Source organism: Corynebacterium marinum DSM 44953, assembly GCF_000835165.1.
Taxonomy (GTDB): domain Bacteria; phylum Actinomycetota; class Actinomycetes; order Mycobacteriales; family Mycobacteriaceae; genus Corynebacterium; species Corynebacterium marinum.
On sequence record NZ_CP007790.1, the window covers coordinates 1,205,853 to 1,227,381 of the forward strand.

The 21,529-nt window shown below is 67.7% G+C and carries 17 protein-coding genes, 2 rRNA genes and 1 pseudogene; 18 read left to right on the forward strand and 2 right to left on the reverse strand.

The features are described 5' to 3' along the window. Positions 1-466 precede the first annotated feature (466 nt). From B840_RS05785 to xerD, 13 genes and pseudogenes are all read left to right on the forward strand, one after another. Positions 467-3,549: ribosomal RNA gene (locus B840_RS05785) — 23S ribosomal RNA — on the forward strand. A 148-nt stretch (positions 3,550-3,697) separates the two neighbouring features. Beyond that, positions 3,698-3,815 (forward strand): 5S ribosomal RNA (gene rrf / locus B840_RS05790). Positions 3,816-3,931: 116 nt separating this feature from the next. Further along, positions 3,932-4,843: pseudogene (locus B840_RS05795) on the forward strand (hypothetical protein); the annotation flags it as partial. Positions 4,844-4,890: 47 nt separating this feature from the next. After that, positions 4,891-5,874: an HAD-IIA family hydrolase gene (locus B840_RS05800; protein ID WP_042621359.1), complete on the forward strand. Its 984-nt coding sequence runs from the start codon at positions 4,891-4,893 to the stop codon at positions 5,872-5,874. Beyond that, positions 5,868-6,032 (forward strand): hypothetical protein, encoded by a 165-nt coding sequence (locus B840_RS13685; protein ID WP_169745263.1) that lies wholly within the window; start codon positions 5,868-5,870, stop codon positions 6,030-6,032. Before B840_RS05800 ends, B840_RS13685 begins: the two co-directional genes overlap by 7 nt. 10 nt (positions 6,033-6,042) lie before the next feature. Then, on the forward strand, positions 6,043-6,867 hold the full coding sequence (locus B840_RS05805) for a TlyA family RNA methyltransferase (protein WP_042621360.1): 825 nt from the start codon (positions 6,043-6,045) through the stop codon (positions 6,865-6,867). Next, the gene (locus B840_RS05810) at positions 6,864-7,802 is read left to right on the forward strand and encodes an NAD kinase (protein WP_042621361.1); all 939 of its coding nucleotides are present in this window, start codon (positions 6,864-6,866) and stop codon (positions 7,800-7,802) included. Before B840_RS05805 ends, B840_RS05810 begins: the two co-directional genes overlap by 4 nt. A 45-nt stretch (positions 7,803-7,847) precedes the next feature. Continuing rightward, entirely contained in the window at positions 7,848-9,575 is a 1,728-nt protein-coding gene (gene recN / locus B840_RS05815; RefSeq protein WP_042622557.1) for a DNA repair protein RecN, read from the forward strand. Between the two features lie 50 nt (positions 9,576-9,625). Beyond that, entirely contained in the window at positions 9,626-10,810 is a 1,185-nt protein-coding gene (gene steA, locus B840_RS05820; protein WP_042621362.1) for a putative cytokinetic ring protein SteA, read from the forward strand. Between the two features lie 15 nt (positions 10,811-10,825). Then, on the forward strand, positions 10,826-11,761 hold the full coding sequence (locus B840_RS05825) for a copper transporter (RefSeq protein WP_042621363.1): 936 nt from the start codon (positions 10,826-10,828) through the stop codon (positions 11,759-11,761). Positions 11,762-11,846: 85 nt separating this feature from the next. Beyond that, on the forward strand, positions 11,847-13,481 hold the full coding sequence (locus B840_RS05830; protein ID WP_042621364.1) for a CTP synthase: 1,635 nt from the start codon (positions 11,847-11,849) through the stop codon (positions 13,479-13,481). A gap of 5 nt (positions 13,482-13,486) precedes the next feature. Next, positions 13,487-14,152 (forward strand): NUDIX domain-containing protein, encoded by a 666-nt coding sequence (locus tag B840_RS05835; RefSeq protein ID WP_042621365.1) that lies wholly within the window; start codon positions 13,487-13,489, stop codon positions 14,150-14,152. Beyond that, entirely contained in the window at positions 14,149-15,054 is a 906-nt protein-coding gene (gene xerD, locus B840_RS05840; RefSeq protein WP_042621366.1) for a site-specific tyrosine recombinase XerD, read from the forward strand. The genes B840_RS05835 and xerD overlap by 4 nt, the downstream gene beginning before the upstream one ends. Here xerD and B840_RS05845 read toward each other — a convergent pair. After that, entirely contained in the window at positions 15,002-16,522 is a 1,521-nt protein-coding gene (locus B840_RS05845) for an ABC-F family ATP-binding cassette domain-containing protein (protein WP_042621367.1), read from the reverse strand. The two genes, xerD and B840_RS05845, sit on opposite strands and share 53 nt — an antisense overlap. A 199-nt stretch (positions 16,523-16,721) precedes the next feature. On the opposite strand from B840_RS05845, the gene B840_RS05850 reads away from it, so the two are divergent. The 3 genes from B840_RS05850 (at position 16,722) to B840_RS05860 (ending at position 19,499) form a co-directional block, all read left to right on the forward strand. Then, positions 16,722-17,675 carry a hypothetical protein gene (locus B840_RS05850; protein ID WP_052491109.1) on the forward strand — a complete coding sequence of 318 codons (954 nt, stop codon included), beginning with the start codon at positions 16,722-16,724 and terminating at the stop codon, positions 17,673-17,675. A 148-nt stretch (positions 17,676-17,823) separates the two neighbouring features. After that, positions 17,824-18,705 carry a ParA family protein gene (locus B840_RS05855; protein WP_156971854.1) on the forward strand — a complete coding sequence of 294 codons (882 nt, stop codon included), beginning with the start codon at positions 17,824-17,826 and terminating at the stop codon, positions 18,703-18,705. After that, the gene (locus tag B840_RS05860) at positions 18,702-19,499 is read left to right on the forward strand and encodes a segregation and condensation protein A (protein ID WP_042621368.1); all 798 of its coding nucleotides are present in this window, start codon (positions 18,702-18,704) and stop codon (positions 19,497-19,499) included. Before B840_RS05855 ends, B840_RS05860 begins: the two co-directional genes overlap by 4 nt. A 13-nt stretch (positions 19,500-19,512) precedes the next feature. Here B840_RS05860 and B840_RS05865 read toward each other — a convergent pair whose 3' ends face one another. Next, positions 19,513-20,076 carry a GNAT family N-acetyltransferase gene (locus B840_RS05865; RefSeq protein WP_042621369.1) on the reverse strand — a complete coding sequence of 188 codons (564 nt, stop codon included), beginning with the start codon at positions 20,074-20,076 and terminating at the stop codon, positions 19,513-19,515. A gap of 87 nt (positions 20,077-20,163) precedes the next feature. Between B840_RS05865 and B840_RS05870 the strand changes: the two genes are divergently transcribed. Beyond that, entirely contained in the window at positions 20,164-20,928 is a 765-nt protein-coding gene (locus B840_RS05870; RefSeq protein ID WP_042621370.1) for a sulfurtransferase, read from the forward strand. Then, positions 20,913-21,479: an SMC-Scp complex subunit ScpB gene (scpB, locus tag B840_RS05875; RefSeq protein WP_042621371.1), complete on the forward strand. Its 567-nt coding sequence runs from the start codon at positions 20,913-20,915 to the stop codon at positions 21,477-21,479. The genes B840_RS05870 and scpB overlap by 16 nt, the downstream gene beginning before the upstream one ends. The last annotated feature ends 50 nt before the right edge of the window (positions 21,480-21,529 follow it).

Below are 21,529 nucleotides of genomic sequence, written 5' to 3' on the forward strand. Positions count from 1 at the left end.
CTTAAACAAATCCCGCACGACCGGTGGTCGTGTCCAAGGTGCCTGTCGGTTGGGGTTGCGAGTGTCAATCCGCCGGCATGAATAATCGGGTGGACGCGCACCGTCACGGTGGGCGATGACAGCCAGAAGATAAGTCATGAACATGTAGACGGGTATGTTGGCACGCTGTTGGGTGTCTGGGACAACATGGTTGTTTCGGTGATCATCTGTGACTTGTCGCCTGCTGGTGGGATGGTCTGCTGCCTCTTTGTGGGGGTGGTGGGGTGTTTCTGGTGGGTGGTGGGGCAGGTGGTGTGTTGTGTGAGAACTGTATAGTGGACGCGAGCATCTTTATTTTTTTGTGTGCCGTATGCGCCGATGATCCTGGTTGTGTTCCCTGTGTGGGGGTGTGGCCGGGGTGGGTGTGTGCGGTGTGTTTTGTTCGAGTAGGTTCACCTGCCGGCGCCCGTTGGGGTGGCCGGTGGATGTGTGTTTGTGTAAGGGCACATGGTGGATGCCTTGGCATACTGGGCCGATGAAGGACGTGTGAGGCTGCGTTAAGCCTCGGGGAGCTGCCAACAGAGCGTTGATCCGAGGATGTCCGAATGGGGAAACCCGGCCGCCGTGATGGGCGGTCACCCTTCAGTGAATTCATAGCTGTTGTGGAGGTTGACGCGGGGAAGTGAAACATCTCAGTACCCGTAGGAAGAGAAAATAACTTTAATGATTCCGTTAGTAGTGGCGAGCGAACGCGGATGAGGCTAAACCGTGTGTGTGTGATACCCGGCAGGGGTTGCGCATGCGGTGTTGTGGGATGCGATGTGGGTGGTCTGCCGGCCATCTGCGCGTGCATGCGTGGTCAGCGGAAGTGGTCTGGGAAGGCCCACCGGAGTGGGTGAGAGTCCCGTACGTGAAGACTGTGTGTGGCGTGTTGTCGTATTCCCGAGTAGCAGCGGGCACGTGAAATCTGCTGTGAATCTGCCGGGACCACCCGGTAAGCCTAAATACCCAGTATGACCGATAGCGGATTAGTACCGTGAGGGAATGGTGAAAAGTACCCCGGGAGGGGAGTGAAATAGTACCTGAAACCGTGTGCCTACAATCCGTCAGAGCACCTCTTGTGTGTGATGGCGTGCCTTTGGAAGAATGAGCCTGCGAGTCAGCGGCATGTCGCGAGGTTAACCCGGTGAGGGGTAGCCGTAGCGAAAGCGAATACTAACTAGTGTGGATTAGTGGCATGTCCTGGACCCGAAGCGGAGTGATCTACCCATGGCCAGTGTGAAGCGACGGTAAGACGTCGTGGAGGCGCGAACCCACTTAGGTTGAAAACTGAGGGGATGAGTTGTGGGTAGGGGTGAAAGGCCAATCAAACTCCGTGATAGCTGGTTCTCCCCGAAATGCATTTAGGTGCAGCGTTGCGTGGTGCTTGCCGGAGGTAGAGCTACTGGTTGGTTGAGCGGGACTACAATCTTAGCAATGTCAGCCAAACTCCGAATGCCGGTTAAGTTAGCGCAGCAGTGAGACTGTGGGGGATAAGCTTCATGGTCGAGAGGGAAACAGCCCAGATCGCCGGCTAAGGCCCCTAAGGGTGTACTAAGTGGAAAAGGATGTGGGATCGCGAAGACAGCCAGGAGGTTGGCTTAGAAGCAGCCATCCTTGAAAGAGTGCGTAATAGCTCACTGGTCGAGTGGTCCTGCGCCGACAATGTAATGGGGCTCAAGTACACCGCCGAAGCCGCGGCAATGATCTTCAGTGATCGTTGGGTAGGGGAGCGTCGTGCACGCGGTGAAGCAGTACCGTGAGGGGCTGTGGAGTGTGTGCGAGTGAGAATGCAGGCATGAGTAACGAATTGGCAAGTGAGAATCTTGCCCGCCGGATGACTAAGGGTTCCTGGGTCAAGTTCGTCTTCCCAGGGTGAGTCGGGACCTAAGGCGAGGCCGACAGGCGTAGTCGATGGACAACGGGTTGATATTCCCGTACCCGTGTATGTGCGCCCATGGTGAATCAGTGATACTAACCACCCATAATCCTTCCGTGTCGGGCTTTGCCCGGTGTGGTCGGGGCGTGCGTGGAGCCTGATCTGGTAGTAGCCAAGTGATGGGGTGACGCAGTGGGGTAGCCGTGCCACTTATTGGATTGTGGTGTAAGCGTGTAGCACGAGGGGACAGGTAAATCCGCCCCTCATACAAGTGTGAGACGTGATGCGTAGCCCCTTTGTGGGTGATGTCGGTGATCCCGTGCTGTCGAGAAAAGCCTCTAGCGATGTACATACATGGCCCGTACCCCAAACCGACACAGGTAGTCAGGTAGAGAATACTAAGGCGTTCGGGTGAACTGTGGTTAAGGAACTCGGCAAAATGCCCCCGTAACTTCGGGAGAAGGGGGGCCTGCGCTGGTGAAGCATCTTGCATGTGGAGCTGGTGTGGGTCGCAGAGAATAGAGGGAAGCGACTGTTTATTAAAAACACAGGTCCGTGCGAAAACGATAAGTTGATGTATACGGACTGACGCCTGCCCGGTGCTGGAAGGTTAAGAGGACCGGTTAGGGGAGTAATCCCCGAAGCTGAGAATTTAAGCCCCAGTAAACGGCGGTGGTAACTATAACCATCCTAAGGTAGCGAAATTCCTTGTCGGGTAAGTTCCGACCTGCACGAATGGCGTAACGACTTCCCTGCTGTCTCAACCACAGGCCCGGTGAAATTGCAGTACGAGTAAAGATGCTCGTTACGCGCGGCAGGACGAAAAGACCCCGGGACCTTCACTATAGCTTGGTATTGGTGTTCGGTTCGGTTTGTGTAGGATAGGTGGGAGACGTAGATCACATCACGCCAGTGGTGTGGGAGTCGTTGTTGAAATACCACTCTGATCGGACTGGACACCTCAACCTTGGCCCATGATCTGGGTCGGGGACAGTGCCTGGTGGGTAGTTTAACTGGGGCGGTTGCCTCCTAAATAGTAACGGAGGCGCCCAAAGGTTCCCTCAGCCTGGTTGGCAATCAGGTGTTGAGTGTAAGTGCACAAGGGAGCTTGACTGTGAGAGTGACAACTCGAGCAGGGACGAAAGTCGGGACTAGTGATCCGGCACCAACTAGTGGATGTGGTGTCGCTCAACGGATAAAAGGTACCCCGGGGATAACAGGCTGATCTTCCCCAAGAGTCCATATCGACGGGATGGTTTGGCACCTCGATGTCGGCTCGTCGCATCCTGGGGCTGGAGTAGGTCCCAAGGGTTGGGCTGTTCGCCCATTAAAGCGGCACGCGAGCTGGGTTTAGAACGTCGTGAGACAGTTCGGTCTCTATCCGCCGCGCGCGTAGAAACTTGCGGAAGGCTGTCCCTAGTACGAGAGGACCGGGACGGACGTACCTCTGGTGTGCCAGTTGTTCCGCCAGGAGCAGGGCTGGTTGGCTACGTACGGAAGGGATAACCGCTGAAAGCATCTAAGCGGGAAGCCTGTTTCAAGATGAGGTTTCATTTGAGGTTCCCCATAGATGATGGGGTTGATAGGCCGGATCTGGACGCACAGCAATGTGTGGAGGTGACCGGTACTAATACACCGACAACAACACACCACCCCCCACGTGTGGGAGGTGTGGACTTACGCACCGTAACAAAATCAAGCAAACACTCAAGGTTTGCCCGCGTCCACTATGCAGTATCTGACACAACACACCCGTATCACCGGGCACACCCCCCCAGGGGGGTGTTGTTCCGAGGGTGTGTCGGTGGTTGATAGCGGCAGGGAAACGCCCGGTCCCATTCCGAACCCGGAAGCTAAGCCTGCCCGCGCCGATGGTACTGCACCCGGGAGGGTGTGGGAGAGTAGGTTACCGCCGACACTAAAAATTTCACAGAGAAAACGTCGAAGGCGCGGTCCGGTGAGTTGAGAAGGTTTTCTCCTCACCAGACCGCGCCTTAGACGCATATACCCACCAGGGTAGAGACTATGGGAGAGAATAGCCGCATGTCCGATCGCCCCAGCCGTGACAGCCAGAACAATCCCCGCGGAGGACGTCCGCAGCGCCCCGCCGGCTCAGGCCGCCGAGATGAGCGCCGCGATGACCGTGGCAGCCGCGGAAACCGCGGCGAACGGGCTGGCGACGGCGACCGCCGCCATTCACAGCGGGCCGGCTCGGACCGCCCCTCCTTCGACCGCTCGGGTCCCCAGCGTTCCGGCTTCCGCGAGGAACGCCTGAACAAGCGGATGACCGAGCCGGATCTCCCCGACGACATCGAGATCACTGATCTGGACCCCATGGTGCTGCAGGATCTGAAGGTCCTGTCCAAGGACAACGCAGATGCGGTCGCCCGCCACATGATCATGGCCGCGACCCTCATGGAGGACGACCCCCAGCTGGCGCTGCGCCACGCGCGGGCGGCGAAGGAACGTGCCGGCCGTGTGGCCGTCGCGCGGGAGACCAACGGCATCGCCGCCTACCGGGTCGGCGAGTGGCGCGAGGCCCTCTCCGAGCTGCGTGCGGCCCGCCGTATGCAGGGTGGACCTGGCCTGATGGCCGTCATGGCCGACTGCGAGCGCGGTCTGGGCCGGCCGGAGAAGGCCGTCGACATGGGCCGCTCCGATGAGGCCCGCATGCTCGACCGCGAAGGCGCGGTGGAGCTGGGCATCGTCATCGCCGGAGCACGCCTGGACATGAGCCAGCCGGAGAGCGCCGTGGTCACCCTCCAGCGCCTCAACCCGGACAAGTCCTCCACCGGGCAGGTCAACGCGCGCCTGTCCTACGCCTACGCGGACGCGCTGTCCGCCGCCGGCCGCACGGCCGAGGCCGTCGAATGGTTTACACACGCAGACAAGATCGACGAGGAAGGCCAGCTGGACGCGGCGGACCGCATCGCCGAACTGTCCTGACGCCCTACGGCACCCGAGCCGTACCAACCTGATTACACTGGGAAAACATGAGCCTTCTCGCCACGCATGATGCCCTGCTCCTCGATCTCGACGGAACCGTCTGGGAAGGGGGGCGCGCCATCCCCGGGGCGGTGGAGGCGGTCAACGCCTCGCCGCTGCCGGGTGTCTACATCACCAACAACGCGATGCGCGCCCCCTCCGAGGTGGCGGAGAAGTTGCGGGCCATCGGCCTGGACGCCGCCGAGGATGATGTCGTGACCTCCGCGCAGGCCGCCATCGAGCTGGCGGGGGAGTCGCTGGAGCCGGGGGACGCCGTCTATGTGATCGGCACCCCCTCTTTCAAGGAGCTGGCGTCCCGCGCGGGTTACACCGTCGTGGACTCCGCCGACGAGAAACCCAAGGCCGTGCTGCAGGGCCTGGACCCGGAGGTGACGTGGGCGCAGCTCTCGGAGGCCGCACTGGCCATCCGGGGCGGCGCCGCGTTCTTCGCGTCCAACCTGGACACCACCCTGCCCACCGAGCGGGGGCTGATGGTGGGCAACGGATCGATGGTTGCTGCGCTGGTGTCTGCCACGGGCGTGACGCCGACCTCCGCTGGAAAGCCCCTGCCGGCGATGCTCATCGCCGCGGCGCGCCGTCTGGGTTCCCGGCGGCCGCTGGTGGTCGGGGACCGGCTGGACACGGACATCGAGGGCGGCAACGCCGCCGGCATGCCCACATTCCAGGTGCTCACGGGCGTTTCGGGGCACATGGCGCTGCTGGAGGCACCCAAGGAGCAGCGCCCCACCTACGTCGCGGAATCGCTGGCGGAGCTCACCTCCCCGGCCGCCAGCCTGACGCCCGGTGCGCAGGGCGGGTTCACCGCCCGCGTCGACGACGGCGACATCCTGCTCGAGCGCGGCTCCGGGGCGTCGACGTCGGTCCAGGCGCTGCGGACCGTGCTGGAGGTGGCGTGGGCGCTGCCTAAGCCTCCGGCACTCATCCGCCCGATGAGCGACGACGCCTACCGTGCGGTGGAGTCCTGGTGGTGAACCCCGGCGACCTGGCGCGCACGCCGTTGAGTGGGGCGGACGTCGAGAAGCAGCTGGCGGAGGTTCTCGGAGAGGACACCTCCGGCCTGGCCGACGAGGCAGATCAGCTCACGCGTGCGCACGCGGTGCTGCACCGCGCACTGCAGGACAACGGATAGGAGCTGATTCATGGCTGTCGCACGCAGGCGCCTGGACGCCGAACTGGTGCGCCGCAAGATAGCCCGTTCGCGGGAACAGGCCGTGGAGATGATCAGGGCCGGGCGCGTGTTCGTGGGTGGTTTCCAGGCGATGAAGCCGGCCACCGTCGTGGAACCGGAGGTGTCCATCCGCGTGGAGGAGACCGGTGACGACGACTGGGCCTCACGGGGCGCGCACAAGCTGCTCGGCGCCCTCGAGGCCTTCGAACCCCAGGGGCTGACGGTCGCCGGACGGAAGGTCCTCGATGCGGGCGCCTCCACGGGCGGGTTCACCGACGTGCTGTTGCGTCGCGACGCGGCCGAGGTGGTCGCCGTCGACGTCGGCTACGGCCAGCTCATCTGGCGCCTGCAGAACGATCCCCGCGTGACGGTCCTCGACCGGACCAACATCCGCAACCTCACACCGGAGATGTGCGGCGGGCAGTGCGACATGATGGTCGGCGACCTGTCGTTCATCTCGCTGCGGCTGACGCTGCCGGCGATCGCGGCCTCGCTGACCGAGGGGGCTGATCTGCTGCCGATGGTCAAGCCGCAGTTCGAGGTGGGCAAGGACCGCCTCGGATCGGGCGGGGTGGTGCGTAGCCCGCAGCTGCGCGCAGAGGTCACCCGGGAGGTGGCGGAGTTCGCCCTCACCCTAGGGCTGAGTTGCCGCGGTGCGGTGGCGTCCCCGTTGCCCGGGCCCAGCGGAAACGTAGAATACTTTCTGTGGCTGGTCAAGGACGGCGGCGCATCCGCGCCCGCGCCTGAGCAGCTGACCTTGATGATCGAGCAGGCCGTGCAGGAGGGCCCCCAATGAGTGAGCACCTGAACGACGAACACCGTGAGATCCTGCTGGTCCCGCACACCGGGCGCAGCAAGAACCTCGTGGCCGCGGAACGCACCGCCGAGCTTCTCGACTCCGCCGGCATCACCGTCCGCGTCCTCGTCCACCAGGACGGGCGCCCCCTGGAGGGCAGCCCGGTGCTCTCCCGTCTATCACGCGTCACCCACACCGCCGACGCGGCCGAGGGGTGTGAACTGGTGCTCGTCCTCGGTGGCGACGGCACGTTCCTCCGCGCCGCGGACCTCGCCCATTCCGTCGACGTCCCGGTCCTGGGCATCAACCTCGGGCACGTGGGGTTCCTCGCCGAATGGGAGGTGGAGTCCCTGGACGTGGCCGTCCGGCGGGTCATCGACCGGACCTACCGCGTCGAGGACCGCATGACGGTGGACGTCACCGTCCTGGACAACGACCTGGAGGTCATCGGCCGCGGCTGGGCGCTCAACGAGGTCAGCGTGGAGAACCTCAACCGCCGCGGCGTCCTCGACGCCATCCTCGAGGTGGACGGGCGCCCCGTGTCCTCCTTCGGCTGCGACGGCGTCCTCATCTCCACCCCGACGGGCTCCACCGCCTACGCCTTCTCGGCCGGCGGCCCGGTGCTGTGGCCGGAGCTTGACGCCATTCTGGTGGTGCCCAACAACGCGCACGCCCTGTTCACGAAGCCGCTGGTGGTCTCCCCGCGGTCGACGGTCGCGGTGGAGTCCAATCCGGAATCCTCCCCGGCGATGGCGGTCATGGACGGTTTCCGGCCGATTCCCATGCCGCCCGGCTCGCGGGTCGAGGTCGTCCGCGGTTCCCGCCCGGTGCGGTGGGTGCGTCTCGACGACTCCACCTTCACCGACCGGCTGGTGACCAAGCTGCGGCTGCCCATCTCGGGCTGGCGAGGTCCGCGCGCGACCAAGACCCCGTAGCGCCCGCCGCGCGATTGGTACAGGTGTTCGGGTAGGGTGGTCGGCATGCTCGCCGACATCGCCATCGAGAACCTGGGCGTCATCCCCGCCGCCTCCGCAGACCTGGCAGAAGGGCTGACCGTGCTGACCGGTGAAACCGGCGCCGGCAAGACCATGGTGGTCACCGGTCTCCGGCTGCTGGCCGGGGGCCGCGCAGACGCCTCCCGGGTGCGCACCGGTGCGCCCCAGGCAGTGGTCGAGGGCCGTTTCGTCACCTCCTCGCTCGCGGCGGAGGCGGCGGGTCAGGTCGCCGAGCTGGTGGACGCCGCCGGTGGCGCCCCCGACGAGAACGGCGAGTTCATCGCCTCCCGCACCGTCAACGCCAACGGACGTTCCCGCGCCCACCTGGGCGGGCGTTCCGTCCCCGCGGCGACCCTGGCGGAGTTCGCGGCGCCGCTGCTGACCATCCACGGGCAGAACGACCAGCTGCGCCTGCTCGCCCCGGAGCAGCAGCTCGTCGCGCTCGACAGGTTCGAACCGGCGGTCGGGCCCCTGCTGGAGAACTACCGGCGGGCGTGGCGGGAATGGCGCGCGCTGGAGAAGGATCTGCGCCAGCGCACCGAATCCCGCCGGGAGCTGGCCCAGGAGATCGACCGGCTGCAGTTCGCGCTGGACGAGATCGAAGCCGTCGACCCCGGGCCGGGGGAGGACGCGGACCTGCTCACCCGCATCCGTCGCCTGCAGGACGTGGACACGCTCCGGGAGGACGCGGCCACCGCGCTCTCGGCCATCGACGGCCCGGAATCGCTCGGTGGCTATTCTGAGGACGATCCCGCGTCCACGCTCCTGGGCCGGGCGGAGTCCGCGCTCAGCGGTTCCGAGGACCCCCAGCTCAAGGAGCTGGGGGAGCGGTTGACGGAGATCACCACGCAGCTCTCCGAGATTTCCGTGGAACTCGGCGGCTTCCTGGCGGATCTGCCCGCGGACCCGGAGCAGCTCGAGGAGCTTCTCCAGCGTCAGCAGCAGCTGAAGATGCTCACCCGCAAGTACGCCCCCGACATCGACGGCGTGCTCGCCTGGCGCGACAAGGCCCGGACGCGGCTGAGCAGGATCGACATCTCCTCGGAGGCGCTCGACGAGCTGAAGAAGCAGGTGGCCGCCGCGAAGAAGGCGATGACGGCCGCCGCCCGGAAACTCAGCGCCGCCCGGCGCAAGGCCGCCGTCCGCCTGGCAGAGGAGGTCTCTGCGGAGCTGCAGGGCCTCGCCATGGCGAAGGCGCGGCTGGTGGCGGAGGTGCGCGCCGTCGCTCCGGGGCGCGACGGCGCCGACGAGGTCGAGCTCATGCTCGCCCCCAACGCGGGCAGCGAACCCCGGCCGTTGGCCTCCTCGGCCTCCGGCGGCGAGCTCTCCCGCGTCATGCTGGCGCTCGAGGTCATCCTCTCGGCCGGAACGCAGGGGGCGACGCTGGTGTTCGACGAGGTCGACGCTGGCGTGGGCGGGCGCGCCGCAGTGGAGATCGGCCGACGGCTGGCCCGGCTGGCCACGCGGAACCAGGTCATCGTGGTCACCCACCTGCCACAGGTCGCCGCCTACGCGGACACCCATCTGCACGTGGCCAAGGACGTCGGCGACGAGGCCGTCACCTCCGGTGTCCTCACGCTCAGCCCGGAGCAGCGGGTGGAGGAGCTGGCACGCATGCTCGCCGGGCTGGACGGAACCGAGACCGGCCGTGCGCATGCCGCGGAGCTGCTGGAACACGCCCGGACGGAACGCGAGGAGTTTCGTCGCGCCTGAGTCCCGCGCGCCTTCGCCATTCGGGTGGACCGGACCGCCACAATAGCCCCATGAGCCTGTTCTCCCGCACCGCCGACCTGCCCGGGCTTCAGGGCACCCTGCGCGACTGCACGACCGGGGGCAAGGGATATTCCCGCCTCCGCGCCGGCGACATCGCCGTGATCAACACCCCCGACATCACCCGCCAGGAGGCCCAGCGCCTCCTCGACGCCAAGCCTGCCGCCATCCTCAACCTGTCGCAGTTCTCGACCGGCGCCGTCCCCAACTTCGGCCCCCATATGCTCCTCGAGCCCGGGACCCTGCTCGTGGAGAACGTCGGCGCAGAGATCGGCACCGCCCTCAAGGACGGCAAGAAGGGCCGGGTGACCGAGGACGGCGTGCTCCACGTCGGCGACCGCGAGATCGGCGGTGGCACCGTGGTCACCCCGATGAGCGCCGAGCTGACTTTCGTCGAGGCGCAGCAGTCCCTCGTGGACCGCATGGAGGCGTTCTTCGGGAACACCATCCAGTTCATCCACCAGGAGGGTCCGCTGCTCATCGACGGTCTGGGGATCCCTGACACCGGCATCAAAATCCGCGGCCGGAAGGTGCTCGTGGTCAGCCCGGGCCCGGAGCACCGCAACGAGATCAAGCTCCTGCGCAACTTCATCCGGGAGTACGACCCGGTGGTCATCGGCGTGGACTCCGCCGCCGACACCCTCCTCGAGCTCGGTTACAAGCCCGACCTCATCGTGGGCAACCCGGCCGGGATCGGGGCGGACACTCTGCGCAGCGGTGCGCGCGTGGTCCTCCCCGCGGACCCGGACGGCCACGCCGCCGGACTCGAGCGGATCCAGGACCTGGGCGTCGGGGCGATGACCTTCCCGACGACCGTCGATTCCGCCACCGACCTGGCTTTCCTGCTCGCTGGCTACCACGGTGCGCAGCTGATCGTCCACGCCGGCAGCCCCTTCAACCTGGACGACGTCTTCGCCGGCCAGTCGGGCGCCACCCCCTCGGCCATGCTCATCCGCTCGAAACTCGGGCCGAAGCTCGTGGACGCCAACGCCATCGTCGGCCTCTACACCGTGGGCGGCGGCAGGGGAGTGGCCTGGCTGTGGGCGGTGCTGGGCATTCTGGTGGCGGTGGCCGCGATCGTGCTCGTCATCGGGTTGGCCGGCCCGGACTCATTCACCGACAACCTCATCGACACCTGGAACAGCATCGCGCTGACCTTCCAGGGCTGGTTCCGTTAAGGGGAGCGACGACACATGGCACGAGGAAGCGGAAAGGCCGGTTGGCTGGTCGGCGGGCTGGGATTCGGCGTAGCCGCAGGCGTGCTGCTGGGCACGCTGGTGATCGCCCCGAACATGCCGGAGGGTTCCGGACCCTCGGCCGGTGTCCCCACGGAGAAGCTGGCGGCCGCGGAGACCCGCGCGGACATCGCCGAGGCGCAGGCGGCCTCCTCCGACAGCGTGGTCGGCGAGTTGGCGGCCGCGGCGGTCGAAGGGGCGCTCGCGGACCGTCCGGTCCTGGTGGTCCGGACCGCGGACGCGGCCGGGGAGGATGTGGCGGGCGTCGAGAAGCTGCTTGCCGACGCCGCCGCCGTCCCCGCCGGCACCCTCACCCTGGGCGGGGAGTTCTTCAGCCCCGCCGGGGCGGACCAGCTCAAGGCCATCGTGGCGAACACCCTGCCGGCGGGGGCGCAGCTCTCGGAGGACCGGCTCGACCCCGGCCTGCACGCCGGTGAGGCGCTGGGCTCCGCGCTGCTGCTCAACCCGGAGACGGGTGAGCAGCAGGCCACCGAGGACGAGCGCGCCCTGCTGCTGCGCGCCCTGCGGGACGCGGGTTTCCTCGACTACGAGGACGGCACCATCTTGCCCGCGCAGGTCATCGTGGTGGTGACGGGGGACTCGGACGGCGGCGGGGACACCGGTCTGGCGGCCCGCAACCTGGCCGATTTCGTCGCCGCCCTGGACACCCGAGGTAACGGGGCCGTGCTGGCCGGCCGGATCCGGACGGCCTCGGACACCGGCGCCGTCGGGTTGCTCCGCGCGAACCCGGACAACGGCGTATCGACGGTCGATTCGGTGGATCGTGCCGTGGGGCAGATGGCGGCCGTGCTGGCCGTCCGTGAACAGCTGGCGGGGGAGACCGGGGCCTACGGCTCAGCGGAGTCCGCGGAGGCGGCCACCCCGGCTCCCTGACCCCCTGGGGTTCCTATCTGTCGATAGATAGGTTATTCTGGGATCCCGTAGTGCTCCACCACCTACGGACCCACGGGAGGCACCCATGCCTGCAACCGCACCCCACACCACCCGCCACATCATCGTCACGGGGGGAGTCGTCTCCTCGCTGGGCAAGGGCCTGACGGCCGCCAGCCTGGGACGCCTGCTCATCTCCCGCGGACTGCGGGTGACCATGCAGAAGCTCGACCCCTACCTCAACGTCGACCCCGGCACGATGAACCCCTTCGAACACGGCGAGGTCTTCGTCACCGACGACGGCGCGGAAACCGACCTCGATCTGGGCCACTACGAGCGCTTCCTCGACCGGGACCTGACCCGCGACGCCAACGTGACCACCGGTGCGGTCTACTCCGCCGTGATCGCGCGCGAACGCCGCGGCGGCTACCTGGGCAAGACCGTGCAGGTCATCCCGCACATCACCGACGAGATCCGCGACCGGATGGTCGCAGTGGGCGAGGGCGTCGACGTCGTGATCACCGAGATCGGCGGCACCGTCGGCGACATCGAGTCCCTGCCCTTCCTCGAGGCCGCCCGGCAGCTGCGCCACACCGTGGGCCGGGAGAACATCGCCTTCATCCACGTCTCCCTCGTGCCCTACCTCGCACCCTCGGGGGAGCTGAAGACCAAACCGACGCAGCACTCGGTGGCCACGCTGCGCTCCATCGGCATACAACCCGACGCCATCGTCCTGCGCTGCGACCGCGAGGTGCCGGAGGCCCTCCGGCGCAAGATCGCGTTGATGTGCGACGTCGACGAGACCGGCGTCGTCTCCTGCGCGGACGCGCCCTCCATCTACGACATCCCCGAAGTCCTCCACGACCAGGGGCTCGATGCCTTCCTCCTCGAACGGCTGCGGCTCCCGGCCGGGGAACCCGACTGGCGGACCTGGCGCGACCTCCTCGACCGTGTCCGCCACCCGCAGACGACGGTGACGGTGGGCATCGTCGGCAAGTACACCGAGCTTCCCGACGCCTACCTCTCCGTCGTCGAGGCGATCCGCGCCGCCGGATTCCACCACCGGGTCGACGCGCGGGTCGAGTGGATCTCCGCCGACGACTGCGCCACCCCCGAGGGTGCCGCCCGTGCCCTCGCGGGCGTCGACGCCGTGATCATCCCCGGCGGCTTCGGCCAGCGGGGTATCGAGGGCAAGATCGGCGCGGTGACCCACTGCCGCGCGCACCTCGTGCCGCTGCTCGGCATCTGCCTGGGGCTGCAGACCGTGGTCATCGAGGCCGCCCGGTCCGCCGGGCTGGACGGCGCCACCTCCACCGAGTTCGACCCGGACACCGACACCCCGGTGATCGCCACGATGGCGGAGCAGCGGGCGGCCGTCGCCGGGGAGGCCGACCTGGGCGGCACGATGCGCCTCGGGGCCTACCCGGCCACGCTCGCGGAGGGGTCCGTCGTCGCCGGGACCTACGGAACACTCGAGGTCAGCGAGCGCCACCGCCACCGCTACGAGGTCAACAACGCCTACCGCGCGGAGATCACGGCCGGATCGGGACTGCAGTTCTCCGGCACCTCGCCGGACGGCCGGCTGGTGGAGTTCGTCGAATACCCCCGCGACCAGCACCCCTACCTCGTGGCCACGCAGGCTCACCCCGAGTACCGTTCGCGGCCGACACGGGCGCACCCGCTGTTCGTGGGGCTGCTGGGCGCGGCGCTGTCGGTAGATTAGTCAGCATGACAAGCCCCGGCACCCACGATTTCCGCGTCCTGGACACTGAACTGCTGCTCGAGTCCCCGATCCTGGCGGTGCGCCGCGACACCCTCGCGATGCCCGGCGGGGACACCGGACGCCGCGAGATCGTCGAGCACTTCGGGGCAGTGGCGGTCGTCGCCGTCCGCGACAACGGGGACCTTGCCCTGGTGCGCCAGTACCGGCACAGCGTCGGGGCCCACCTGTGGGAGCTGCCGGCCGGGCTTTTGGACGTGGACGGGGAGGACGAGATCACCACCGCCCGGCGCGAACTCGCCGAAGAGGCAGGCCTGGGGGCCGGGCGGTGGGACGTGCTCTGTGACCTGGTGACCTCGCCCGGCTTCTGCGAGGAAACCGTCCGGGTGTTCCTCGCCCGGGATCTGCACGAGGCGGAGCGGGGCGAGGTCGAACACGAGGAGGCCGACCTGCTCCTCGAGTGGACCCCGCTGGACGAGGCCCGCGAGATGATCATGTCCGGCGAGATCATCAACTCCATCGCGATCTCCGGGATCATGACCGCCGCCGAGGTCCTCGCCGGACGCGCCGAACCCCGGCCGGTCGACGCACCCAACCCGTGGCGGCCGACGTCGCTGCCACGGCGGCGTCGGGAAGCGGGCGCCGGGCCGGACCTGAAGAAGCTGCCGCAGTGACCACGGCGCGCGAATGCGCGGCGACGTGGCTGGACCACCTCGCCGTGGAGCGGGGGCTCTCGGCGAACACCCTGAGCAACTACCGGCGCGACGTGGAGCGCTACCTCAGTTGGCTGGAGGCGGCGGGGCGCACCCACCTCTCGGACGTCTCCACCACCGACGTTGAGGCCTATGTCGCTGACCTGCGCCGCTCCGGGCTGGCGGCGAGCTCGACCGGCCGGGCGCTGGTCGTCGCCCGCGGGCTGCATAAATTCGCCGTGCGCGAAGGTGTCGTCGGCGTCGACGTGGCGTCGGAGGTTTCGCCGCCGGTGGGCGGGCGGCACCTGCCCGACACCCTGAGCATCGCGGAGGTCGCGCGGTTGCTCGACGCCGTCCCCACCGACGACCTCGCCACGCCCGTGGACCTGCGCGACAAGGCGCTGCTGGAACTGCTCTACGGCACCGGCGCGCGCATCTCCGAGGTGACGGGGCTGCTCGTCGACGATGTCGTCGACTGCGACGGCATCCTCCGCATCACCGGCAAGGGCGGCAAACAGCGGCTGGTGCCCGTCGGCTCCAAAGCCCTCGAGGCGGTCGATTCCTACCTGGTGCGCGCCCGCCCGGCCTTCGCGCGGGGGAGAAGCCATGCCCTTCTGCTGAACACCCGGGGCGGGGCGTTGTCCAGGCAGAGTGCGTGGGCGGTGCTCAAGACCGCGGCGCAGCGGGCCGGGCTGGACCCGGCGCGGATCTCACCGCACACCCTGCGCCACTCCTACGCCACCCACCTGCTGGAGGGCGGCGCCGATGTCCGCGTGGTGCAGGAACTCCTCGGTCATTCCTCGGTGACCACCACGCAGATCTACACCCACGTCACCGCCGAGAATCTCCGCCAGGTGTGGCGGGAAGCGCACCCCAGGGCCTGATCTTCAGGCGCGGCCAATGGGCCGTATCCCGGAGCATCTGCCGGTCGTGGGTGACCAGGACGACGGCCGCCGAGGTCTCCTCCAGCGCACGGGTCAGCCGGGCGACGGCGTCGATCGACAGATGGTTGGTGGGTTCGTCGAGGAGCAGGACAGCAGGCCCGGTGGCGAGCAGACGGGCGATGTCGCGGCGGCGGCGTTGGCCGGTGGACAGGGGTGCCGCATCATCCTCGGACTCCTGGCTGAGGCGGCCTATCCGGGTGGGGTCCGGGACTGCCAAGCTGCCGGTGGTGGCGGCCAGCCGTCCGGTGAGGACGTCCAGCAGCGTGGATTTCCCGGCGCCGTTGGGTCCGGTGATGACGAGGCGGTCCCCGCCGCGGACCGTCAGGTCGACAGGGCTTCTCAGGCGCCCGGCCACGGATATGCACTCGGCTCGGAGATAGGTGTGCCCGGCACGGGCGGGGAGACGGGGGAAGACGAACTGGGGCGGGGGCGGCGGGAGGGTCACCGCGGATGCTTCGAGGGCCTCCTGCCGGCGCCTCACCGCCTGGACAACTGACGGGGCATGCGATTGCCGGGCGTGCTTGCCCGTGCCTTTGGGCGGGCGCCAACCGGCGGACAGACGGGCCTGGGCCTGCTCGAGATCGGACCGCAGCTGTGCCTGGCGGGCGGTCTGCGCCGCGTATTCCTCCGCCCACGCCTGTTCCAGGGCGGCGCGCCCGTGGCGGTAGCCCTCGTAGCCGTTGCCCCAGGTGCGGGGCAGCCCGTCCGGGGTGGGATCGAGGTCGATGACGGTGGTGGCCAGGTCCGACAGGAGGGCGCGGTCGTGCGAGACGATGAGCACCGATCCCGGACGCTGGCTCAGCTGCGCAGTGAGAAACGCCAGGCCGGCATGGTCGAGGTGGTTGGTGGGTTCGTCGAGAAGCAGATGGTCCTGGTGGCCGCCCAGTAGGCAGGCCAGTCGGACGCGGTAGCGCTGGCCGACGGAGAGAGTGTCCAGCGCGACGTCGTCGCCGAAGTCGGCGTTCAGGGCAGCCAGCGCGGAACGTACCCGTCGACGGGCGTCCCAGGCGTCGAGGAGCTCGGCGTCGTCGAGCGCGGCCTCGTATTCTTCGGGGTCCGACTCGATCGTGATGAGGGCGTCGTCGAGACGCTCGAGGGCCTGCTCCGCGGGACGGATGGTTTCCCGGACGGCGTCGCCGACGGTGCGGCCGTCCCCGGCGGGCATCTGCTGGTCGGCGATCGCGATGCTGCCGTGCCGGGTGATCCGGCCGGAATCCGGGAGGATGCGGCCGACGAGCGTGTTGAGCAGGGTGGTTTTCCCGCGGCCGTTCTCGCCGACTACGAAGACCCGGTCGCCCGGGGACAAAGACAGGGACAGATGAGTGAAGATCTTTCGGGTGCCGAGCGTCACGGAGACGTCGTCGGCCACCAACTGGGCACGATGGCGTGCCGGAAGAGGGGAATTCATGGAGGGGCTTTCTGCACTGGACTGTGGGGGACCGGCCGATGCGCGCCGACAGACCGGCAGCCGCCCGTTGAGAGCGGGGCCGGAGGGCGCACGAGGGGTTCCTACAGGAAGTACAGATGCATGACGCTGAGTTTACTCGAGAGGGAAGCCGGGACGGTAGGGTGAGCAGTCGATTCCGGACCTCCGAAGAAAGGACGCTGTGCGCCGCGTCATCACCATCGCCACTTTCACTGTTCTCCTGGGGACGGCGCCTGCCGCCTTGGCACTCCCTGCCCTTCCCCCGGGGGTCAATGTCCAGGACATCGTCGGTGCGCCGATTTCGGTTCCGGCCGGGCAGACCACCACCGTCGACCTCGGGGTGCCGGTCAGCGTCAGCTACCACGCAGACGGCTGGTCGGTCGTCTCCGCGGGCACGGCAGTCTCGGTCACGCCGCCTGCGGAGGGAAGCACCAGCATCGTGGTCCCGGTTTCAGCGGCTGGATACAGCGCGAACCTGACGCTGGTGGCGGAAGAGGACGCTTCTGCGCCTGTCCCTCCTGCCTCGGCGGGCACCTCCGGCGGTGGAGAGGCTCCGGCCGGTGCCTCAGGAGGATCCCCGGAAGTCGCCGGAGAAAGGGAAACGCCTGCGGGTGCTCCGGGGGGCATCTCCCGGGACGACCGGTCCACGGCCTACCCGGCAGAGCGCAGCGGGGCCGAGCTCATTGATCTGGAGTCGACGGTCGAAGGAAACCGCATTGTCGCATCCATGGGGATGATGCAGGCGCTGAAGCTCTTCAACCAGTTCAAGGACGTCTCCCGCGAGGGCCTGACCCTGCGTTACCTGGACGCGGAAGGGAGGGTGATCGAGGGCGTGACCCGCGACGTCGACGAGGTCTCGCGCACACTGACGTTGACCTATCCCGAGGGCGAGATGCCCGACAACCCGTTCATCATGGAGCTCGTGCGTGACGGCGCCGCCGTGGCAGTGGTCACCCTCACCGACCCCCGCACCCCGACCGCCGCGCGTGAGGGAGCAGAGGAGCCGGCCGAAACGGCGATCCCCGTCGCGGCCGGCTCCAGCACGGGATGGCTGGCCGTGGCGGGAGTTCTCGTGCTTCTGCTCGGTGTGGGGGCGGTTTCACTCCTCGCCCGTCTGAGGCGTTCCCGAGGATGAAGTGGCAACTATTGACTCGTTAAGTCTAGTTCACAAGGTTGACTTCTGGTTTGTCTGCCGTGTCGCTGAGGCGCGGTCTATCAACGATGTAACCTGTTGAACAGCAGAGGCGTTCAGCGCCGCAGTGGAGTGGGTCAAGGAAGAGGGGATGACTGTGAGCCGAAAGGGACAGTCCGATGATCTCGACGTCGAGCTCGGCCTGACCGGCCGGCCGGTGCGCGAGCTTCCGGAGCCGGAACCGCTGGAGAAGCACGGGCCCGCGAAGATTATCGCGATGTGCAACCAGAAGGGCGGCGTGGGGAAGACGACCTCCACGATCAACATGGGTGCCTGCCTCGCCGAGCTCGGCCGCAAGGTGCTGCTCGTCGATCTCGACCCCCAGGGTGCGCTCTCGGCGGGTCTCGGCATCCAGCACGACGAGCTGGACATCACGATCTACGATCTGCTCCTGGACAACCAGACCTCCATCCACTCGGCCGTCCACCAGACCTCCATCCCGGGCATGGACATCGTCCCCGCCAACATCGACCTGTCGGCGGCGGAGATCCAGTTGGTCAACGAGGTCGGCCGTGAGCAGACCCTCGCCCGGGCGCTGCGTCCGGTGATGAAGGACTACGACTTCATCATCCTCGACTGCCAGCCCTCCCTCGGCCTGCTCACCGTCAACGCCCTCGCCTGTTCCGACGGCGTTATCATCCCCATGGAGTGCGAGTACTTCTCCCTGCGCGGCCTGGCGCTGCTCAACGACACCGTGGAGAAGGTCGCCGACCGGCTCAACTTCGACCTGGAGGTCCTGGGCATCCTGGTCACCATGTTCGACCGGCGCACCAGCCACGCCCGCGAGGTCATGTCGCGGGTGGTCGAGGTGTTCGGGGACAAGGTCTTCGACGCGGTGATCACCCGCACCGTCCGGTTCCCGGAAACCTCGGTGGCCGGGGAGCCCATCATCACCTGGGCACCCAACTCCCAGGGGGCGCAGCAGTACCGGCACCTGGCGCGCGAGGTGCTGGACCGGACCTCCGGCCGGTGACCCCGGCCCCGGAAGCCGGCTTCCGAGTCGCCCTCAACAACTTCGAGGGCCCCTTCGATCTACTGCTCCAGCTCATCGGCGCCCGGAAGCTCGACGTCACCGAGATCGCGCTCGCCGAGGTCACCGACGAGTTCATCGCTTATACCCGAGCTCTCGGCGAGACCGCGGACCTGGACGAGACCACTGAATTCCTGGTCGTCGCCGCCACCCTGCTGGACCTCAAGGCCGCCCGGCTCCTGCCGCGCGGGGACGTCGACGATGTCGAGGACCTCGCGCTGCTGGAGACCCGCGACCTCCTCTTCGCCCGGCTCCTCCAGTACCGGGCGTACAAGCAGGTGGCGGACATGTTCGCGAGGTGGCAGCGGAAGGCGTTGCGCCGCTACCCGCGCGCCGTCGGACCGGAGGAGCGGTTCGCCGACCTGCTGCCGCCCGTGGTTCTCGGCCACACCCCGGCCACTTTCGCGGAGCTGGCAGTCGGGGTCTTCCGGCCCCGCCCCCCGGAGCGGGTGGGGACGTCGCACCTGCACCAGTCCGCCGTGTCGGTGCCCGAACAGGCGGGCCGCATCCTGGACACCCTCCGGCTCATGGGGCCGGGCCGCTGGCTCACGTTTCCCGCCCTCGTCCGCGACTGCACCGTGTCCATGGAGGTCATCGGCCGCTTCCTGGCACTGCTCGAGCTGTACAAGGTGCAGGCAGTGGAGACCCGCCAGGAGGGGCCGCTGGAGGAACTGGCGGTCTCCTGGACGGGCCTCGACGTCGATCCGGCAGTGGTTGCCGCGACGGAATGGGACTAGCGGGGCGGGAGCGTCAGGGGCGTGCCTTGAGGAACTCGAGGATCTCCGGCTGCAGGTCGCGGTCCGCGTAGAGGCGAACGTCGGGCTCAGCCGGATCCTCCTCGGTGCCCACGCGCCGGCCTTCCCAGACCGGTCGGAAGCCGAGCTTCTCCAGGATGCGTGCGGAGGCCGGGTGGTTGGTGGTGATGCGCGCCGTGACCGGGGTGTCCGGGTCCATGCGGCGCACGGCCTTGAGGGCGGCCTCCGCGACCTCGGTGGCGTAGCCGTTGCCCCACTTGTCGGGGCGGAAACGGTACTTCAGGTCCCACACCCGCCCGTCGACGAGTTCGATGCCGCCGACCCCGATGAACTCGGAGGGCTGGTCGCGCAGATACACGCCCCAGGGGCCGAGGTCCTTGGCCGCCCAGGAGGCCTGGGTGCGGCCGATGAGCTGGTGGGTTTCGCGCACGTCCTCGTGGCGTGCCTGGGGACGGTGGGCCCAGATGCGCTGGTCGCTGTAGACCTTGTAGGCCTCCTCGTCATGCTTGCTGCTCAGGGGCATGAGGATGAGGCGCTCGGTTCGGGTGATGGTAGCCATAAGGGAATGTTACACACATCACAACCTCCCGCAAAAGTGATTAGCAACAAAATCTTTGCCGAGTGTCACACGCATAGACTGGCGGGCATGAATCCGTTGATCACGGCAGAGGAACTCGCGGTCCTGCTCCGCGGGGAAGCACCCGTTGTCCTGTGCGCCTCGATGGGGCCCAACCCGCCCACGCGGGGTATCCCCGGGTCCTTTCCGGCCGATCTGGAGGGGGACTTCTCGGACCCGGCTAACCCGTTGCCGCACACCGCGCCCGACGATCTGACCGGGCTATTCGAGTCCTACGGCGTCTCCGACGGCACCCCGGTGGTGGTGTACGACGATCAGGCCGGGGCTTCCGCGCCGCGCGTGTGGTGGCTGGCGAAAGCCGCCGGCGTCGACGCCCGCGTCCTCGACGGCGGCCTGAACGCATGGTTGGCCGCCGGCGGGTCGGCCGCGGAACTTGCGCGACCCGCCGCCCGGGGATCACTCACCGCCGTGCCGCGGCCGCACCTGCTTCTCGACGCTGACCGGGTCACCGCAGGAGGCCGCCTCGTCGTCGACGCCCGCAGCGCAGGACGCTTCACGGGTGCGGAACCGGAGCCCCGCCCAGGACTGCGTGCCGGACACATCCCCGGCTCGGTGAACCTGCCGTACACCCGGGTCTACGACGGGGCCGGCCGGCTGCGCCCCGAGAAGGAGCTGCGCGAGATGTTCCGGGAGGTGGCGGGCGGGGAGCGGGCGCTGACCTTCTCCTGCGGGTCCGGGGTGACCGCGTGCGTCACCGCACTGGCCGCCACTGTCGCCGGCTACCGCGATCTCGCGGTCTACGAGGGCTCCTGGGCGGAATGGGGGCGGGCGTGAGCGATCTGCCCCTGATCAGCCAGCTGCGCTCGCGGCTGGAATCGGTGCTGCTGGTCATCGACTCACCGGTGAGCGTCGCGACGCTCGCCCGCGTGCTGGAGGCGGAGGAGGACACCGTGGCCGGCGTCCTCAAGGCCACAGCCGCCGAGTTCGACGAACGCGGCTCCGGTTTCGACCTCCGGGAGACCGGCGAGGGGTGGCGCCTGTACACCCGCCCCCTGAACGCGCCGGCGGTCGAGCACTTTCTCCTGGACGGCACCCAGAGCAAACTCTCCCGCGCGGCGCTGGAGACCCTCGCCGTGGTGGCGTACCGCCAGCCGGCGACCCGCTCCCAGATCTCCGCGGTCCGCGGCGTCAACGTCGACGGTGTCATGCGCACCCTCCAATTGCGGGGCCTGATCCGGGAGGTCGACACCGAGGAATCGACCGGCGCCCACCGCTATGTCACCACCGAACTCTTCCTGGAGCTGCTGGGCATCGACACGCTGGACCGGCTGCCTGATCTGGCGCCGCTGCTGCCGGACGTCGACTCCATCGACGAGGAGTTTTAGGCCTTCGTCCGGTATGGTTGATCAGAACCAACTTCATAGCAGAGATAAGG

Excerpts from the sequence above, each read along its gene's own strand:
- B840_RS05845 (WP_042621367.1), bottom strand. The coding sequence starts at position 16,522 with ATGAATTCCCCTCTTCCGGCACGCCATCGTGCCCAGTTGGTGGCCGAC.
- recN (WP_042622557.1), top strand. The coding sequence starts at position 7,848 with ATGCTCGCCGACATCGCCATCGAGAACCTGGGCGTCATCCCCGCCGCC.
- B840_RS05855 (WP_156971854.1), top strand. The coding sequence starts at position 17,824 with ATGACTGTGAGCCGAAAGGGACAGTCCGATGATCTCGACGTCGAGCTC.
- B840_RS05825 (WP_042621363.1), top strand. The coding sequence starts at position 10,826 with ATGGCACGAGGAAGCGGAAAGGCCGGTTGGCTGGTCGGCGGGCTGGGA.
- steA (WP_042621362.1), top strand. The coding sequence starts at position 9,626 with ATGAGCCTGTTCTCCCGCACCGCCGACCTGCCCGGGCTTCAGGGCACC.
- B840_RS05870 (WP_042621370.1), top strand. The coding sequence starts at position 20,164 with ATGAATCCGTTGATCACGGCAGAGGAACTCGCGGTCCTGCTCCGCGGG.
- B840_RS05865 (WP_042621369.1), bottom strand. The coding sequence starts at position 20,076 with ATGGCTACCATCACCCGAACCGAGCGCCTCATCCTCATGCCCCTGAGC.
- B840_RS05800 (WP_042621359.1), top strand. The coding sequence starts at position 4,891 with ATGAGCCTTCTCGCCACGCATGATGCCCTGCTCCTCGATCTCGACGGA.
- B840_RS05835 (WP_042621365.1), top strand. The coding sequence starts at position 13,487 with ATGACAAGCCCCGGCACCCACGATTTCCGCGTCCTGGACACTGAACTG.
- B840_RS05830 (WP_042621364.1), top strand. The coding sequence starts at position 11,847 with ATGCCTGCAACCGCACCCCACACCACCCGCCACATCATCGTCACGGGG.
- B840_RS05805 (WP_042621360.1), top strand. The coding sequence starts at position 6,043 with ATGGCTGTCGCACGCAGGCGCCTGGACGCCGAACTGGTGCGCCGCAAG.
- scpB (WP_042621371.1), top strand. The coding sequence starts at position 20,913 with ATGGGGGCGGGCGTGAGCGATCTGCCCCTGATCAGCCAGCTGCGCTCG.
- B840_RS05810 (WP_042621361.1), top strand. The coding sequence starts at position 6,864 with ATGAGTGAGCACCTGAACGACGAACACCGTGAGATCCTGCTGGTCCCG.